At 68.5% G+C, this 16,316-nt stretch carries 10 protein-coding genes and 1 pseudogene; 2 read left to right on the top strand and 9 right to left on the bottom strand.

Features of this window, described 5'->3' with window-relative positions; translation table 11 throughout:
• Nucleotides 1-182: 182 nt before the first annotated feature.
• The 7 genes and pseudogenes from ACZ5PO_RS11890 to ACZ5PO_RS11860 form a co-directional block, all read right to left on the bottom strand.
• Nucleotides 183-1,448 carry an alpha/beta fold hydrolase gene (locus ACZ5PO_RS11890; protein ID WP_464193584.1) on the bottom strand — a complete coding sequence of 422 codons (1,266 nt, stop codon included), beginning with the start codon at nt 1,446-1,448 and terminating at the stop codon, nt 183-185.
• 181 nt (nt 1,449-1,629) lie between these two features.
• Nucleotides 1,630-3,066, bottom strand: coding sequence for an aldehyde dehydrogenase family protein (locus ACZ5PO_RS11885; RefSeq protein ID WP_464193582.1), 1,437 nt, complete (start codon nt 3,064-3,066; stop codon nt 1,630-1,632).
• Nucleotides 3,067-3,469: 403 nt separating this feature from the next.
• Nucleotides 3,470-6,631: pseudogene (locus tag ACZ5PO_RS11880) on the bottom strand (multidrug efflux RND transporter permease subunit); the annotation flags it as partial.
• A 117-nt stretch (nt 6,632-6,748) separates the two neighbouring features.
• Nucleotides 6,749-7,930 (bottom strand): efflux RND transporter periplasmic adaptor subunit, encoded by a 1,182-nt coding sequence (locus tag ACZ5PO_RS11875; RefSeq protein WP_464193580.1) that lies wholly within the window; start codon nt 7,928-7,930, stop codon nt 6,749-6,751.
• A gap of 154 nt (nt 7,931-8,084) precedes the next feature.
• Nucleotides 8,085-8,714 (bottom strand): TetR/AcrR family transcriptional regulator, encoded by a 630-nt coding sequence (locus tag ACZ5PO_RS11870; protein WP_464193578.1) that lies wholly within the window; start codon nt 8,712-8,714, stop codon nt 8,085-8,087.
• A 406-nt stretch (nt 8,715-9,120) separates the two neighbouring features.
• Nucleotides 9,121-10,059, bottom strand: a complete 939-nt coding sequence (locus tag ACZ5PO_RS11865) for an alpha/beta fold hydrolase (RefSeq protein ID WP_464193576.1) — start codon at nt 10,057-10,059, stop codon at nt 9,121-9,123.
• 61 nt (nt 10,060-10,120) lie between these two features.
• Complete coding sequence (locus ACZ5PO_RS11860) at nt 10,121-10,741, bottom strand: TetR/AcrR family transcriptional regulator (protein WP_464193574.1); 621 nt, start codon at nt 10,739-10,741, stop codon at nt 10,121-10,123.
• 147 nt (nt 10,742-10,888) lie between these two features.
• Here ACZ5PO_RS11860 and ACZ5PO_RS11855 point away from each other — a divergent pair, with 147 nt between their 5' ends.
• Nucleotides 10,889-11,914 (top strand): DUF4424 domain-containing protein, encoded by a 1,026-nt coding sequence (locus ACZ5PO_RS11855; protein ID WP_464193572.1) that lies wholly within the window; start codon nt 10,889-10,891, stop codon nt 11,912-11,914.
• A 16-nt stretch (nt 11,915-11,930) separates the two neighbouring features.
• Here the strand turns inward: ACZ5PO_RS11855 and ACZ5PO_RS11850 are convergent, their stop codons facing one another.
• Both ACZ5PO_RS11850 and ACZ5PO_RS11845 read right to left on the bottom strand, forming a co-directional pair.
• Nucleotides 11,931-13,463, bottom strand: a complete 1,533-nt coding sequence (locus ACZ5PO_RS11850) for a GMC family oxidoreductase (RefSeq protein ID WP_464193570.1) — start codon at nt 13,461-13,463, stop codon at nt 11,931-11,933.
• Between the two features lie 93 nt (nt 13,464-13,556).
• A complete protein-coding gene (locus ACZ5PO_RS11845; RefSeq protein ID WP_464193569.1) occupies nt 13,557-15,119 on the bottom strand; it encodes an MFS transporter in 1,563 nt (520 codons plus the stop codon).
• A gap of 174 nt (nt 15,120-15,293) precedes the next feature.
• Between ACZ5PO_RS11845 and ACZ5PO_RS11840 the strand changes: the two genes are divergently transcribed.
• On the top strand, nt 15,294-16,217 hold the full coding sequence (locus ACZ5PO_RS11840; protein ID WP_464193567.1) for a LysR substrate-binding domain-containing protein: 924 nt from the start codon (nt 15,294-15,296) through the stop codon (nt 16,215-16,217).
• The last annotated feature ends 99 nt before the right edge of the window (nt 16,218-16,316 follow it).

Genomic DNA, 16,316 nt, shown 5'->3' with positions numbered 1-16,316 from the left:
ATCTGTTCAGATCGGAGTGCTTAGACGTCTTGGAGCCGGGGAGCCTCGCGCGGATCTGACCTGTCCGCCGAGCGGGAGACGCTTTGGAGCAGGATGATGGGCTTTGCGCCATCATCCCGCTCTCAGCCATGGCTCGATCCTGAGCTTCGGACGCCAACGCCGCGTTCGAGAATCCCGCCGAGCTAGGCGGCGCGCTGCGCCCGGATCTGCTCGAGCACCGGGAGCAGATACCTGATGAAGACCTCGGGGTTCTCCGACATGGGGAAATGGCCGATGTCGCTCATCGCGGTCCACGTGGAGCCCGGAATAGCCGCGTGAGCGGCCTGGCCGTGCTCCATCGTTCCGCTGGCGTCGTACTCGCCCGTCAGGATGTGGACGGGGACCTTGCCGGTGTCGATGCCGGCCGCGGCTTCGCGCAGATCGTAATCGACCAGGTAATAGTAGAGATCGCCGAGAAAGGCCGGCGGCCAGCCGGCCGCGTAAACCTGACTCGTCTCCTTGCGATAGGCCTCCGGCGAGGTCGGGCTCATCAGGGCGTTCATCAGCCGCGCCTTGTACTCGTTGCTGACCTGGGGATGCCAGAGCGCCTCCAGCTCGTTGATGTCGGTCTCGATCTTCAGGGCGCCCTCCAGCGAGATCACCGCGCTGAACGCCTCCGGGTTGTGGCGCGCCAGATCGAGCGCCAGGAGGCCGCCCACGGAGCACCCCATGAAGACCGGGCGATCGAGCCGGAGGGTGCCGGCGAGCGCCACCGGCAGGGCACGCGCGAAGCTGCCGGTCAGGCGGTACTCGTCAGCCCACCACTGCGGGCCGACCGGCGGCAGCGACTTGCCGTGAAACGGCATGTCGTAGGCGATCAGCCGGAAGTGGTCGGTGATCGGCTTGCACTCGAAGAGGTGGCGCCACTGCGAGCCATGGCAGCCCGCCGTGTGCTGCAGCAGCAGCGGAATGCCGGAGCCCGCCTCCTCGAAGTAGACGCGATAGCTGCCGCCTTCGATGTCCAGATGGATGTAGCGGCCGACCGGGCTGTCGAACGTGCCCTGGCGAGCAGCACCGGAACGGGCTGTGGGCGCCGCCGTGGCCGGCCGCAACAGCTCGATGGCGCGCATGACGGCCGGATAGTATTGCGCGAATTGAACCGGGTCCGCCTCGAGCGTCATCTCGCCGAGGGCCATGACGCCGAAGATGTCGTTGTAGAAGCGCGGCGGCTTGGCCGCGAGCAGCTTCTCCCAGACGGCGTCGGCCGCCGCCAAGGTGATGACGCCGGCCGCGCCCTTGGCCGGCTCGCCGGGCACGACGCGGCCGGCCGCAAGCGCGACCCCGGCCGTGCGCCCGGGCGCCTCCAGCCGCAGCCCGCCCGACCAGTGGCGGGCAGCCAGGCGGAACTCGCCGTCGTCGCCGCACGCGGACGCCAGCGCGGCAGACGTCAGGTTATCGATCGATGGCATGGCAACCTCCCTCAGCTTTCAAGGCGGGCGCCGGTACCGCCGGCTTGTCGTGCTTCGTCCCGCTACGTCGTTCCCGACAGCTGCTGCTTCATCAGCGATTTATGAGAGCACTAGATATAATTTGTAATTCATCTCATCTGGCATGCTATCGGCAGATATTCTGCTTACGACCTATATAACGCTATAGCTTGATCGTAACGCACTTGAGCTGCGTATAGTGATGCAGGGCTTCGATGCCCTTCTCCCGGCCGTAGCCGCTGTTCTTGTAACCGCCGAGCGGCGTCTCCACGCCGCCCGCCTGATACTCGTTGACATAGATCTGGCCGGCCTCGACCGCCGCGGCCACGCGGTGGGCGCGTGAGACATTTTGCGTCCAGATGCCGGCCGCGAGGCCGTAGGCGGTGTCGTTGGCGATGCGGATCGCCTCGGCCTCGTCCTCGAACGGGATGACGACCAGCACCGGCCCGAAGATCTCCTCGCGGGCGATGCGCATGTCGTTGCGCACGCCGGCGTAGATCGTCGGCGGGACGAACCAGCCCTCATGCCAGGCCTCGTCCTTCGCCAGCTGTCCGCCGACGACGGCCTGAGCGCCCTCCTGTCGGGCGATGTCGAAATAGCTTCTCACGCGCTGGTATTGCGCCTCGGTCGTGATGGGGCCGACCATGGCATCGGCGGCGGGGCCGACCCGCAGCCCGCCGACCGCTTCGGCAAGGGCGGCGACGACGCGGTCGTGGATGGACGCCTGCACCAGCAATCGGCTTCCGGCCAGACAGACCTGTCCGGCATTGAGCGTGAAGGCGCGCACCGCCCCCGGTATGGCCAGCGCCAGGTCGGCGTCGTCGAAGACGATGTTGGGCGACTTGCCACCCAGCTCCAGCGTCAGCGGAATGATGCGCTCCGCGGCGATCCGCCCGATCTCGCGCCCCGCCCGCACGCTGCCGGTGAAGGCGACCTTGCGGACCAGCGGGTGGGAGACGAGCGCCGTGCCGCACAGGTCACCGGCGCCGAGCACTACGTTGAACACGCCGGGCGGCAGGCCGCACGCCTCGCAGGCCATCCGGGCCAGCGCCACGGTGGTGCCGGAGGTGAATTCCGAGGGCTTGGCCACCACCGTGTTGCCGGCCGCCAGAGCCGGCGCGATGGCGCGGGCGGCCTGGTTGAGCGGTGCATTCCACGGGGTGATCACACCGACGACGCCGTACGGCTCGCGCGTCGTGTAGGAGTGATAGCCCGCGCCGAGATTGATCGTCTCGCCCTGAAAGATGTTGGTCAGGCCGCCGTAGAATTCGAAGTACTGCGCGGCCATCTCGATCTCGAAGGGCGCCTGCCACGCGGGCTTGCCCGTCTCCAGCCGCTCCAGGCCGGCGAGATCGGCTGCGTTCTCCCGGATGCCCTGCGCGATGGCGAGCAGGATGCGGCCGCGCTCGATCGGCCGGCGGCTGCGCCAGGCCGAAGCTGCCGCGGCCGCCGCATCGACCGCCCGCCCCACGTCAGCCTCGTTACCCGCGGCAACGCGGGCGGCGGCCTGCCCGGCGCACGGATCAAACGAGCGCATGTACTGGCCCGACGACGGCGCCTGGCTCTGCCCATCAATGTAATGATGCCATTGATCCGCCATCGGCGCGCGTCCCTCCGGTTTCGTAGTTGAGATTCAACTATCCAAACCAGGAGCCAGGCGAAAGCCACCGAGATGACAAATCATATACGTGATGAACCGTGGGGCGCGACACAGCATCGGCCTCCGCCGAGAAGCGATCGACGCGAGCATTCAGCCATGAATGCCTCGGCCTAGCGTGCTTCGCGATTGGGTGGACTCACCCAATCGCAAAAGAAGCGCTCCAGATTCAGAAGGATGGAGATTTCTCTGCAATTGGATGATGCTCATCCAATTGCGAAATGCTCTAGGGCCCGGTTATCGGGACTGCGCCGGGCTTTTGCTGTCCGGAGGGGGCTCGCCGGGTGTCAGCGCTCTCCATGGCCGCAGGCGTTCCCATAGGCTCGGGCTGCCTATCGTCGCTCGGGGCCGGATGGGCCGCGGTGGCGGATGCCTTGGACGCGGCATGGGAGAGGTCGTCGTCGCCACGACCGGGCCGCTTCGTCCCGAGACCTTTCAGAACGAAGACGAAGAAGGCCGGAACGAAGAAGACGGCGAGGATCGTCGCCGAGATCATGCCGCCGAGCACGCCGGTGCCGATCGCGTTCTGGCTGGCCGCGCTGGGCCCGGTCGCGATGGCGAGCGGCACGACACCCAGCGCGAAGGCGAGCGAGGTCATGACGATCGGCCGAAACCTGATGCGTGCCGCCTCGACGGCGGACTCGTGCAGCGATCGGCCTTGGGCGTAATAGTCCTTGGCGAACTCGACGATGAGGATCGCGTTCTTGGCCGACAGGCCGATGATCGCGATCAGTCCCACCTTGAAGTAGAGGTCGTTCGGCATATCCCGGAGCATGACCGCCGCGACGGAGCCGATGACGCCGAGCGGAACGACGAGGATCACCGCGAGCGGGATCGACCAGCTTTCGTAGAGCCCCGACAGCAGCAGGAACACGAACAGGATGCTGAGCGCCAGCAGGAAGGGGGCCTGCGAGCCGGACTTGATCTCCTCCAGCGACTGGCCGGTCCATTCGAAGCCGAAGCCCTCCGGCAACTGCGAGGCGAGGCGTTCCATCTCCGCGATCGCTGCACCCGACGAATAGCCTGGAGCCGGCGAGCCGGCGATGCGGACCGACGGATAGCCGTTGTAGCCGACGATCTGGGACGGCCCCTTCCGCCACTCGACGAGGGCGAAGGAGGAGAGCGGCACCATGCCCCCGCCGGCGTTCCGCACGTTGAGCTTCAGCAGGTCCTCCGCCTGGAGGCGGCTGCGGTCCTGCGCCTGGATGACGACGCGCTGCATGCGGCCGGTGTTCGGATAGTCGTTGATATAGGACGAGCCGAGGTTGGCGGTGATCGTGGTGTTGATGTCCGCGAAGGTCACGCCGAAGGTGTTCGCCTTCTCGCGGTCGATGGTGAGCACCACCTGGGCCGAATCCGGCATGCCCTCGGGCCTGATGCCGACGATGATGCCGCTCTGCGCCGCCTTTGCCGCCAGCTCGCCGGCGGCGGCATTGAGCGCCGCCTGTCCCTTGCCGCCGCGGTCCTGCAGGCGGAAGCTGAAGCCGTTGGTCGTGCCGAAGCCTTCGATCGGCGGCGGCGAGAGCGCGAAGGCGGTTGCATCCTTCAGCGCGAAGAGCTGCATGTTGGCGCGATCGGCGATCTCCTTGGCGGAGCTGCCGGGGCCGCGTTCAGCCCAGTCCTTCAGCGTGACGAACGTGATGGCGGCGTTCGGCCCGTTGCCGGAGAAGCTGAACCCTTGAATCGCGATCACGTCGGCGACGGCCGACTCCGCCTTGAGCATGGCTTCGATCTGCTCCAGCGAGGCGACCGTGCGATTGCGGCTTGCCTCCGGCGGTCCCTGGACATCGATGATGACGAAGCCCTGGTCCTCGTCGGGCACGAAGGCGCCCGGCAGGTTGAGGAACAGGTAGCCGAGCCCGACGACGAGGGCGAGATAGACGACCATCATCCGGCCCGCCCGCCGCACCATGCCGGTCACCGTACGCGCGTAGCCGGCGGTGAGGCGCTCGAAGCCGCGATTGAACCAGCCGCCGAGGCCCTTCTTCTCGTGGTGATGGCCCTTGGCGATGGGCTTCAGGAAGGTGGCGCAGAGCGCGGGCGTCAGCGACAGCGCCAGGAAGGCGGAGAACAGGATCGACACCACCATGGTCAGGCTGAACTGGCGGTAGATGATCCCGGTCGAGCCGGGGAAGAACGCCATCGGCACGAACACCGACGCCAGGACCAGCGTGATGCCGAGGATGGCGCCGGTGATCTGGCCCATCGCCTTCCTGGTCGCGGCCTTCGGTGACAGGCCCTCCTCGGCCATGATGCGCTCGACGTTCTCGACGACGACGATGGCGTCGTCGACCAGGATGCCGATGGCGAGCACCATGGCGAACATCGTCAGCACATTGATCGAGAAGCCCGTCGCGAACATGACCGCGAGCGTGCCGAGCAGCGCGACGGGAACGACGAGGGTCGGAATGATGGTGTAGCGGATGTTCTGGAGGAAGACGAACATCACGACGAAGACCAGCACCATCGCCTCGACAAGCGTATGAACGACCTTGTTGATCGAGGCGGATACGAACGGGCTCGTGTCGTAGGGGACCGAATACGCGACGCCGCGCGGGAAGTAGCGCGACAGCTCCTTCAGTTTCGCCTTGACGGCTTGCGACGTCGCCACGGCATTGCCCGTCGACGAGAGCTGGACGCCGACGGCCGCGCTCGGCTGGCCGTTGAGGCGGCTGGAGAAATTGTAGTTCTCGGCGCCGACCTCGAGCCGGGCGACATCGCGCAGCCGAACGGCCGATCCGTCCGGATTGGCGCGCAGGATGATCTCGCCGAACTCCTTGGGATCGCTCAACTGGCCCTTGACCAGCACGGTGGCCGTCAGGTCCTGGCTGACCGGATTGGGGGCGGCGCCGATCTGGCCGGCGGCCACCTGGGCATTCTGTGCCGCAATGGCCGTGCCGACATCGCCGACGGACAGATTGTAGCCAACTAATTTGTCCGGATCGATCCAGACGCGCATGGCGCGCTGCGCCGAGAACAGCTGCGCGCGGCCGACGCCGTCGAGGCGCCGCAGCTCGCCGAGGATGTTGCGGCTGACGTAGTCGCCGAGCGCCGCTTCATCCAGTTTGCCGTCCGTCGAGGTCAGCGAGACGAAGAGGAGAAAGCCGGTGCCGGCCTCCTCCACGGTGATGCCTTGCGACTTGACCGTCTGCGGCAGGCGCGGCTCGACGCGGCGAATCCGGTTCTGCACATCGACGGAGGCCTGATCGATATTCGTGCCCGGCTTGAACGTCGTCGTGATGCTCACCGAGCCCGAGGTGTCCGACGTCGATTCGAAATAGAGAAGATTGTCGACGCCGTTGAGCTCTTCCTCGATCTGCCGCGTGACGCCCTGATAGACATCCTGCGGCGAGGCGCCGGGATAAAAGGTCGAGATCGTCAACTGCGGCGGGGCGACCTTCGGATACTGGGCGATCGGCAGGAACGGCAGGGCGATCACGCCCGCGATCGAGATGAAAAGCGCGAACACCCAGGCCAGGATCGGCCTGTCGATGAAGAACTGAGCCATAGAATTGCCTATTCCCTCGCCCGGGCGGAGGTGCGGTCGGTCCCGGAGCAGGCTCCTGATCCGATGGGCTCATCCGATCGGAGAGACCGCTCCAGCTCCTTGAATCTGGGTCGCGTCTCAGCGGCCTGCTTCGGCCCGATCGCCGGGCGCTCGCGCCGGCTGCCAGCGTTCGGCGACGACCTTGCCGCCCGGCTGCACTTTCTGGACGCCGTCGACGACGATCTGCTCACCGGCTTGCAGGCCCGCGTCGACGATCCAGTCCGCCCCCGATGCCTGGCCGAGCCGGATCTCGCGGGTCTGCGCGACGCCATCCTGCGAGACGACGTAGACCTGCGCCGTCCCCTCGGGGGTGCGGACCACCGCGCGCTGCGGGATGGTGATGGCGCCTTGACGGACGGCCTGCTCGATACGGATGCGCACGTAGAGGCCCGGCAGCAGCTCCCCGCGCGGATTGGGAAATTCTGCGCGCAGGGTCACCTGCCCGGTCGTGGCGTCGACCGTGGCGCTCGCGAACAGCAGCTTGCCGGGCTGGCGATAGAGGCTGCCATCGTCGAGGACGAGGTCGACCCGGGCCTGCCCCGGCGCCGGGCTTTCAAGCTTGCCGTCCTCGACCGCGCGCCTGAGGGCGAGCAGGTTCGAGGACGACTGCGTGAAATCGGCATAGACCGGATCGATCTGCTGGATGAGCGCGAGGTTCTGGGTGCCGTCGGCCGTCACCAGCGTGCCCTCGGTGACGAGGGCGCCGCCGATGATGCCGGTGATCGGCGCGCGCACGTCGGTGTAGCCGAGATTGATCCGGGCCTCGTCCAGCGTGGCCTTGGCCAGCGCGACGTCGGCATCGGCCTGGGCCAGTGCGGCGGCGGCCGAATCGTAGGCGGCGGCGCTGGCGAAGTCGCGCTCACGCAGCCTCTTCTGGCGCTCGTGCTGCTGGCGGGCATAGGCCTGGGTGGCTTGCGCCTTCTGCAACGTCGCTTCGGCGCTGGCGACCCGCACGCGAAAAAGCGCCGGATCGATGCGGTAGAGAACATCGCCCGCCTTGACGAGGCTGCCCTGCGTGAAGACGCGCTGCTGGAGGATGCCCGAGACGCGCGCCCGCACCTCCGACACGCGGGTCGCGGCGATGCGGCCGGGCAGCTCGCTCGTCACCGGCACAGCGGCGGGCCGAAGCGTCAGGACGCCGACGGCGGGCGGAGGCGTTTCGGCCGCCCCCTGCGCAAAGGCGATCGCCGGCGCCAGCGAGAGCGCCGCGGCGAGGACAAGCGCAGGCGAGTTCAAGAGCGGCTTTGCACGATTGGTCATGTTGCTTTCCAGCAGGCGCCGACGTCCGAGCCAAAGCGGCCTGGAGGATCGTGGCTGTTTGGTCCCGACGACCTCGGCATCTCCGGGCCGGGGCACCATCCTGAGCGGTGGGAGGCGGCGGCAGCCCCGGTGGAGGGAAGGCTCCGCCGGCATGTCATCGCTCCCGGGTCATGGCGATGAGGCGCCCGCGCAGGGCCGGCAAGTCCGTCGGGAGCTTGCCGTCGGCCGCGAGCATGTAGGCCAGCCAGATGCCGTCGGCGGCGAGCCTGACGATATCGAACATGGGCCCGTCATCCGTGTCGCGATGCCGCTCGAGCCGCGCCTCCAGCCACTGCGACCAGAGCCGGCGCAGGGCCGGATCGGTGATCGAGGAGACCGACAGGGCCGCCCAGATCTCCCGCTGCTCCTCGGCACGCACATGATCGAGGAAGGAGACGTCCAGATAGGCTCTCGTGAAGCGTCCGCGCGGCTCCTCGTCCGCCGCCATCCGGGCGTCGATGTCGCGATCGAGCTGCTGCAGCAGGTCCGAGAACACCGCCTCGACCAGGGCCTGCTTGTTGGGGAAGTGATGCATCAGCCCCCCCTTGGTGACGCCGGCCGCGTCGGAGACGGCCTGGATGGTCACGCCGGCGAGGCCCTGCTCGGCCGCCAGCCGCGCCGCGCAATCCAGGAGATTGCGCCGGACGAGGTCCGGCTGCTTCTTGCGCTTGTGAAGGTTCTCCACGGTTCGATGCACCACTGAGTTCGAGCAGCCGTCCAAGACGGCGACGCCGGCGACGATCATCAACCCTGATCACCGCCCCTTCGGCAGAGGCGAGCAGCCAGATCGGCAAACCATATGTATGGTATGTTTGACGACAATCAAGGCCCGAGGGCGACGAGCGCTCCCGCCTGCGGAGGCTATTGGATTCACGCATCTCGAGCGTGCCCACTACGGGATGGTGCGAGGGCGCTTCGCTCTGCCGGCTTGGCCGCGTGAGCTTCTGGAAGCGCAAAGCAGCTGGGCCGGCCCCACCCCTACCCCTCCTCGCCACTTCGTGGGGGAGGGAGGAGCACTTGCTTGCAGCAGCGGGAGAGTTAGAGAGCCGGCTAGGCGAACGGCCTCGGATCAGCGGGGCAACACCGTCGTGCCCCCGCTGGTCGCGCCCCGGGGCCGCGGCCCGGCGGGCCTCACCGGCCGCCGCACCGGATCATGCGCCCATGAACCGCTTGATCTGCTCGGCCACGGCAAGGGGCGCTTCCTCGGGCATGTAATGACCGCACCCTTCGAACACGCCGCCGCGCACATCGGTCGCGACCAGACGCATGGTCTCGATCAGGGCGGTGCCGGTACCGGTCTCGGCGCCGAAGGCCAGCACCGGCATGGCGAGCTTTCGCTCGGCGCGCTCGCGGCTGTGCGCGAGCCCCTCGGGACAAAGCACGTGCCGGTAATAGGAGAGCGCCGAGCGGGTGGCGCCCGGGGCGGCATTGACCCGCACATATTCGTCGAGGTCGGCGGGCGTGATGGTCCAGGGCCGGACGGCCTTGGCGCGGAACAGCCAGGTCAGGAACTCCCGCTCGCGCCCCTGCAGCAGGATCTCCGGCAGGTCGTCGAGGCGGTTGAAGGCGAAGTGCCACGTCTTCACGTTCGCCTCGGCCGAGGGAACGCCGGCCGCAGGTGGCGGGGTGATGCCGGGAATCCCCGCGTCGAACACGGCGAGCCGCCGCACGTCGCCCGGCCACTCGGCCGCATAGGCGTAGCCGATCCAGGCGCCGACATCGTGGCCGACGACGTCGATCGGTCCGCTCGCCATCAGGGCCAGCGCGTCCACGACGCCGTAGATGTCGGCGGCCACGGTCCGCAGATCGTAGCCGGCGGCGGGCCGGCCGGAATCGCCCATGCCGCGCGGGTCGAGGGCGACGACACGCCGTCCGGCGGCGGCGAGCAGCGGCATCACCTGCCGCCACGTGTACCAGCTCTGCGGCCAGCCGGGCAGCAGCAGAATCGGCGCGCCGCTGCCGCCGTCCACGATGTGCAGGCGCACGCCGTTGACCGTCACGGCCCCATGGCGGAACCGGGTCCAGAACGTCGCGGGATCGAAGGGCGGCAGCGTGTCCGCGGCGGAGGTCTTAACGATGTCGTGTGTCATGGCGAGCTCCTGATCCAGTCTCGATGATTAAGAGAGCGATCGCTTCCAAATCGACCAAAACTCAGTCGAGCAGCTTCAGCGCGCTGTCGACGAGGCTCGTCATGTCCCCGCGGTTGCGGCCGGTCTTGCCCAGGACGCGCATCCCCTGCACCACGCACAGGAGCAGACGCGCGATGACGGCGGCATCGATCTGCGCGGAAATCGAGCCATCCGCCTGCCCTTGCCGGATGAAGTCGAGGAGCCGCCTTTCGTGCGCCACGAGCACGCCCGCGACGCGCTTGGCCATCTCCGGATCGGAGCTGGCGAGATCGACGGCGCTGCCGACGACGAGGCAGCCGCGCCGGCCGAGCTTGCCATGGCTGCTCTCCGCATAGACGGCGAGCACGGCCCTGACCTTCTCCCGGCCGGTCCGTGCGACGTCGAGCTCCTGTGTCAGCCGCTCGTTGCGCAGCAGGAGATAGCGCTCGAAGGCGGCGAGGAAGACACCGCGCTTATCCTTGAACGCCTTGTAGAGGCTGCCTTCGGCGATCTCCATCGCCGATGTCAGCTTGCCGAGCGACGTGGCGTGGTAGCCATGCTCGCTGAACGCGCCGATCGCCTTGTCCAGCGTCGCGTCGAGATCGAACTCGCGGGGCCGGCCGGGACCGCGCGGCTCCATGGGCTGTACGACGGGTGGGCTCATGGACGCCTATTTAGAAAGAGAACGCTTCCTAATCAAGTGACCTGTGCGACGATCGGCGCGACGCGTCCGGGCGAGGTCGGCACTTGCCGCGCAGTTCGCGATTTGAGACATCGACCGACAAGCCGGACCGACACGAGGACCGAAGCGATGCGCTTGCCTGCCGCCGTCTGTCTCGCCGCGTCCGCCGCGGCCATGCCTGCCCTCGCCAACGACAGCCTCGCCGTCCTCGGCGCCGGCGGCCTGGAGCTGACGGTGTCGCATGACATCGTGATGGAGAGCGAGGAGCTGTATCTGTCCCCTCGTCAGGTTCGCGTCCGCTACATCTTTCGCAACGAGAGCGACCGGGACATCACGGAGCGCGTCGCCTTTCCTCTGCCCGACGTGCCCTTCGGGCCGATGGACAACGTGGCCTTGCCCGAAGCCGACAAGGACAATTTCGTGAGGTTTTCCGTCACGGCCGACGGGCGGTCCATAGAGCCGGCCCTGGAGCAGCGGGCCATCAGCGCGCCCGCCGTGGCGGACGACCGGCAGCCCAAGCACAAGCAAGGCACCGACATCACCGCGGAGGTGCTGAAGGCCGGCCTCCCCATCAATGCCAATCTTCCGTCATGGAAGGACAAGCTCAGCTCCCTGCCGCTCGACGCCCGTCGACGGCTCGTTCAGCAGGATCTTCTTTACGGCTCGCCCGAACAGGCCGCCGATCTCTCGGCGCAGTGGTCGCTTCGGGCCACCTATCATTGGGAGCAGACCTTCCCGGCGCATGGGCGGATCGTGCTGGAACACAGCTATCAGCCGATCGCGGGAGGAGCTTATGTCGACGCCGCGGCCAAGGAGCCAATCGATCTATCGAGATACAAGAAAGACTACTGTCTCGACAGCGCCGGGGAGGCTGGCATCCGGCGCCTCGCCAAGGAAGCGGCCAAGGCCCACCCCGACAACGCTTTGGTGCCCGGCGACGAGGTGAGCTACATCCTGACGACCGGAGCGAACTGGAAAGGGCCGATCGGCAATTTCGACCTGACGATCGACAAGCTCCGTCCGGACGCTGTTCTGTCGCTGTGCATCGACGGCATCGCCAGGACAGGCCCGACGACGTTCAAGGTGCAACGGAGCAATTTTACGCCGAAGGAGGATATCCGCTTCGTCGTCTTCAACGCCAAGAACGGCGAATGACGGGAGGCCGCAGCACTCAGGATTGACCGGCCAACACCCGGCCGATCGCCTCCGCCATCATGATCGTCGTGAGGTTCGTCGCCGCGGACGGGATGTCCGGCATGATCGATGCGTCGACCACATGCAGGCCCTCCACCTCGCGCACCGCGCCACGCGCATCGACCACGGCGGCAGGGTCGCCGCCGCCCCCCATCGGCACGGTCGACGTCGGATGGCAATAGCTGTCGACGGTGGCCCTCACCGCCTGCTCCAGCGCCTCGCCGTCGTTGACGTCTGGGCCAGGCGTCAGCTCGCGCTCGACCATCTCGCTGAAGGGCGCCGTGCGCCCGATCCGACGCGACAGCCGAACCACCTCCACCATGCGCCGCAGGTCGCCCGGCTCCTGGAAGAAGTTATAGCGGATGAGGGGCATGTCCCGGGGATTGCGGCTGGCGAGCCGGAACGATCCGATGGATTGCGGGAGCGTCACGGCGCTGGCGAGAACGATCGCGGCGCCGGTCGGACTGTCCGCCGGGTCGAAGATGTGCGTCGCCGCGATGTGCAAGTCGAGCTCGCCTTCCGCCGCTTCGCTCGACCGCGTCCAGATCAGCGCGCCCGCGGTCGGCTCCATGGCCTTCACGCCGGCTTTGAGCGCGTAGACGTTGTAGGAGAAGGGATGCTCCTTGAGCCGTTCGCCGACGGGCGCATCGGCCAGAACGGGAATGCCGAGCTCGGCGAGATGCGCCGCCGGCCCGATGCCGGACCGCATCAGGATCGCCGGGCTGCCGAAGGCGCCGCCCGACAGCACCACCTGGCCGGCGGCGATGGTCTCCCCATCGATCAGGCGCACGCCCACCGCCCGGCGACCGTGGAAGATCACGCTGTCGACCTCGGCGCCGCCGCGGATCGACAGGTTGGAGCGGCTGCGGACCTCGTCCGTGAGATAGGCCATGCCCGTGTTGATGCGCCGGCGGTCGACCACGTTCAGGGGAAAGGGAGAGACGCCATGCTGCTCCGCGCCGTTGAGATCGTCGATGCGTGGCAGGCCGAGCGCTTCCGCGGCGAGCACGAACGCACGCATGGACGGGGTGAGCTCCTCCAGCGCCGTTTGCCGGATCGGAAACGGCCCCGATCGGCCGTGCCACGCCTCGTCGCCGGTCGGCGTGTTCTCCAGCTCCCGATAGATCGGCAGGACATCCGGGAAGGACCAGCCCTCGATCCCCCGCGCCGTCCAGCGCGCGAAATCCGACGGCCTGGCGCGCACGGCGACGCCCACGTTCACGGCCGAGCTGCCGCCGAGCACCTTGCCCCGAAGCGCCGTCACGTCGTGGCCGAGCGTGAGACGGTCCTGCGTGTGATAGCCCCAATCGTGCGCCTCGTCGCCGCCGACGCGATCGGCATTCGCGAGCACGTCGGGATATGAGGCGGCCGCATAGGCAGGCCCGGCCTCGAGCAGAAGAACGCGCCGTGCGCCATCCCGGCTGAGCCGGTTGGCCATCACCGCGCCCGCCGACCCTCCGCCCACGACGATCACGTCGAACGCGGATGACGACGTGGTCCGGATTGCCATGGCGTACGTGCTCCTGCGGTCGCCGGTCGGCGGATCGTCCGCCGCGGCGCCCCCCACATCGAACGGCCGGCAACGGCCAAGTCAACCCGGGCGTCAGGCCCGCTCATGTCCGCGCGCTGCGCCGAGCCTCGAGCGATCGTCCATCAACAGATGCACGGCAAGGGCCGATGCGCCGGCAGCGAGAGCGGCGGCCAACAGCGCCGCCGCGAAGCCGCTCGAATACGCGAGCTGGGCCTGCGCCGTCGCGATCGCTCGGCCGCCGCCCGTCACACCGGCCAGCGCCTGGCGAAAGTCACCGGCCACGACGGCATCGGCCAGGGCGCGCGAGTGATCACAGGCGCCTTCGCCCGGGCAGATGGCCTGCATCAGCAGGTTCCGCGTCACGGTCGCGAGCACGCCGCTGAGCATCGCGAAACCGAGCAGGATGCCGGTGAAGCGGGAGGTGGTGCTGATGCCCGAGGCCATGCCGGCGCGCTCGTGCGGCACGGCGGTCATGATCGCCTTCTGGGTCTCGCCGTTCAGCAGGCCGGCACCGGCGCCGAGCACCAGCATGCCCGCCATCGCGACGGACGATGCGCCGAGATAGGCGCCCCAGCCCGTCAGGGCGTTCCCGATCGCGACCACCGACAGGCCGAGGCCGAGGACCCGGCGCGGCGCCAGACGGCGGTTCAGGCGCCGCCCGATGGAGGGAAACACGAGCATGGCCAGCGCGAAGGGCAGCATCGCGAAGCCGGCCTCGACGGGCGTGCGGCCGAGCCCGTTCTGGAGGAAGAGCGGCAGCAGCGAGGCCATGACCTGGGCGCAGCCGGCATAGGCGACCATCGCCCACACCGCACCGACGAAACGGGGCCGGCGAAACAGCGCGAGGTCGAGCATCGGCCGCGCTTGAAGGCGCTCGGTCACGACGAAGATCGCCAGCCCCAGGGCGCCGGCGCCGAAGCCGGCAACGGCCCTTGGTGAGGCCCAGCCGTGCGCCTGCCCATCGATGAGCCCCCAGGTCAGGCCGAATATCGACGCGGCGAACGAGAGAATGCCGGCGGGATCGAGCCGGCCTGCGCCGGCATCGCTGGAGTCCTCCACGAGCAGCACGACGGCACCGGCGAGCAGAAGGCAGATCGGCACGTTGACGTTGAAGGCCCATCGCCAACCGAGCGCGGTGGCGATGACGCCGCCGGCGACGGGCGCGAGCACCATGGTGAGCCCCATCATCCCGCCCCAGATGGCCCAGGCCCGGTCGCGCTCCGCGCCCGCGTGGAAGGCGTGGCCGATGATGGCCAGGGCGGGTGCCAGGAGGAAGGCCGCGCCGGCGCCTTGGAGCGCGCGGGAGAGGTAGAGCGCCGTCGCCGAGGCGGCCATGCCGCACAGCAGCGATGCGAGGGCGAACGCGCCGATGCCGATCAGGAAGACCTTGCGGCGTCCGAAGCGGTCGGCGATCGCGCCGGCCGGCAGCAGCAGCGCGGCAAAGCACAGGACATAGGCGCTGACGACCCACTCGACCTCCGCGAAACTGGCGCCGAGATCGCGTGCGATGGTCGGCAGCACGATGGCGACGATGTTGGTGTCGAGGACCGTCATGGCGCAGCCCGTCGATGCCGTGAGCAGGATCGGCAGCCCGCCGCCGTCGGCGCGCTGTTCGATCAGCCGGTCCGGCGTCATCGCTCGCGCGCGGCGGCGGAGGGCGGGACGGCGACGCGGACCGTGTGAGCGAGCATGGGTCGTTCCTTCCAGGGAGGGCGGCCCGCTCGATTAGCCCCGGCGCTGACTTCATCGCATTGCCGGCGTTTGCCTAAATTATTAGGTTGCAGCTAATTCACCCCGCGCGAGGCCAAGGTGGAACTGAGGCATCTTCGGTACTTCGTGACCCTGGCCGAGGAGCTGCATTTCGCACGCGCGGCCGAGCGGCTGAACATCGCCCCGCCCACCCTCACGGTGCAGATCCAGGAGATCGAGCGCACGCTTTCGGCAAGGCTGTTCGCGCGGACGAAGCGTTCGGTCGCCCTGACGCCCGCGGGGCAGATCTTCCTGGCGGAAGCACGCGCCGTGCTCGACGCCTTTGCCAAGGCCGAGACGGTCGGCCGGCGCGCGGGGCGGGGCGAGATCGGGCGCGTCGAGATCGGCTATGTGGGCTCCGCCGCCTATGCCGGCGTGCTCCAGGAGCAGACGAACCGGTTCCGGGAGGCCTGGCCGGGGGTCGACGTCGCTGCGCGCGAGCTGCCGATGGACAAGCTCCCCGGCCTCGTCGCGGAGGGCCAGGTCGACGTCGGCTTCGTCCGCCTGCCCATGACGCTGCCGCGCAACGTGCGCCGCCACATCCTGGCCCGCGACCATTTCTGCATTGCATTGCCGGCGAGCCACGCGCTGGCGGCAGACGGGCCCGTACGCGCGAGCCGGATGCGCGCCGAGGCTTTCATCACGCCCGAGCAAGAGGCGGGAACCTACGAGGTCGCGCGCCGCGGACGGTTCATGCCGCGGATCGTGTCCGCGCCCGGAAGCCTGCTCGCCGTGGTGACGCAGGTGTCCCTCGGCGCCGGGATCGCCGTCGTGCCGAGCGTTCTGCACGACGTCATCCGGATGCCGAACGTCGCCTTTCGGCCCCTCGCCGGCAAGCCGATCACGTCCGAGGTCGCGGCCATCTTCCGCGCCAACGAGGGCTCCCCCGCGGCGCTCGGGCTGATCCGGCAGATCGAGCGGTCGCCTGCCGTTCAGCTGCCTCTTCCAGACGAAGGGATATCGGGGACGACGGACGGGCGGTGACGTCATGGCCGCGGCGCCCTGGCGCTCCGGCGCGAGAGCGGACCGGACGCCAAGGCCGCAGGCCCGCAGCCGGACGGTCGGCGCCGTCCGGCCACGCCC

The organism is Chelatococcus sp. KU-N122, from assembly GCF_055391085.1.
Note: the sequence above shows the minus strand (reverse complement) of the source record. Positions and strands in the feature narration are given on the sequence as shown.

Bases quoted from the DNA above. Each gene is read 5' to 3' on its own strand.
- ACZ5PO_RS11890 (WP_464193584.1), bottom strand. From the start codon at position 1,448: ATGCCATCGATCGATAACCTGACGTCTGCCGCGCTGGCGTCCGCGTGC.
- ACZ5PO_RS11885 (WP_464193582.1), bottom strand. From the start codon at position 3,066: ATGGCGGATCAATGGCATCATTACATTGATGGGCAGAGCCAGGCGCCG.
- ACZ5PO_RS11875 (WP_464193580.1), bottom strand. From the start codon at position 7,930: ATGACCAATCGTGCAAAGCCGCTCTTGAACTCGCCTGCGCTTGTCCTC.
- ACZ5PO_RS11870 (WP_464193578.1), bottom strand. From the start codon at position 8,714: ATGATCGTCGCCGGCGTCGCCGTCTTGGACGGCTGCTCGAACTCAGTG.
- ACZ5PO_RS11865 (WP_464193576.1), bottom strand. From the start codon at position 10,059: ATGACACACGACATCGTTAAGACCTCCGCCGCGGACACGCTGCCGCCC.
- ACZ5PO_RS11860 (WP_464193574.1), bottom strand. From the start codon at position 10,741: ATGAGCCCACCCGTCGTACAGCCCATGGAGCCGCGCGGTCCCGGCCGG.
- ACZ5PO_RS11855 (WP_464193572.1), top strand. From the start codon at position 10,889: ATGCGCTTGCCTGCCGCCGTCTGTCTCGCCGCGTCCGCCGCGGCCATG.
- ACZ5PO_RS11850 (WP_464193570.1), bottom strand. From the start codon at position 13,463: ATGGCAATCCGGACCACGTCGTCATCCGCGTTCGACGTGATCGTCGTG.
- ACZ5PO_RS11845 (WP_464193569.1), bottom strand. From the start codon at position 15,119: ATGACGCCGGACCGGCTGATCGAACAGCGCGCCGACGGCGGCGGGCTG.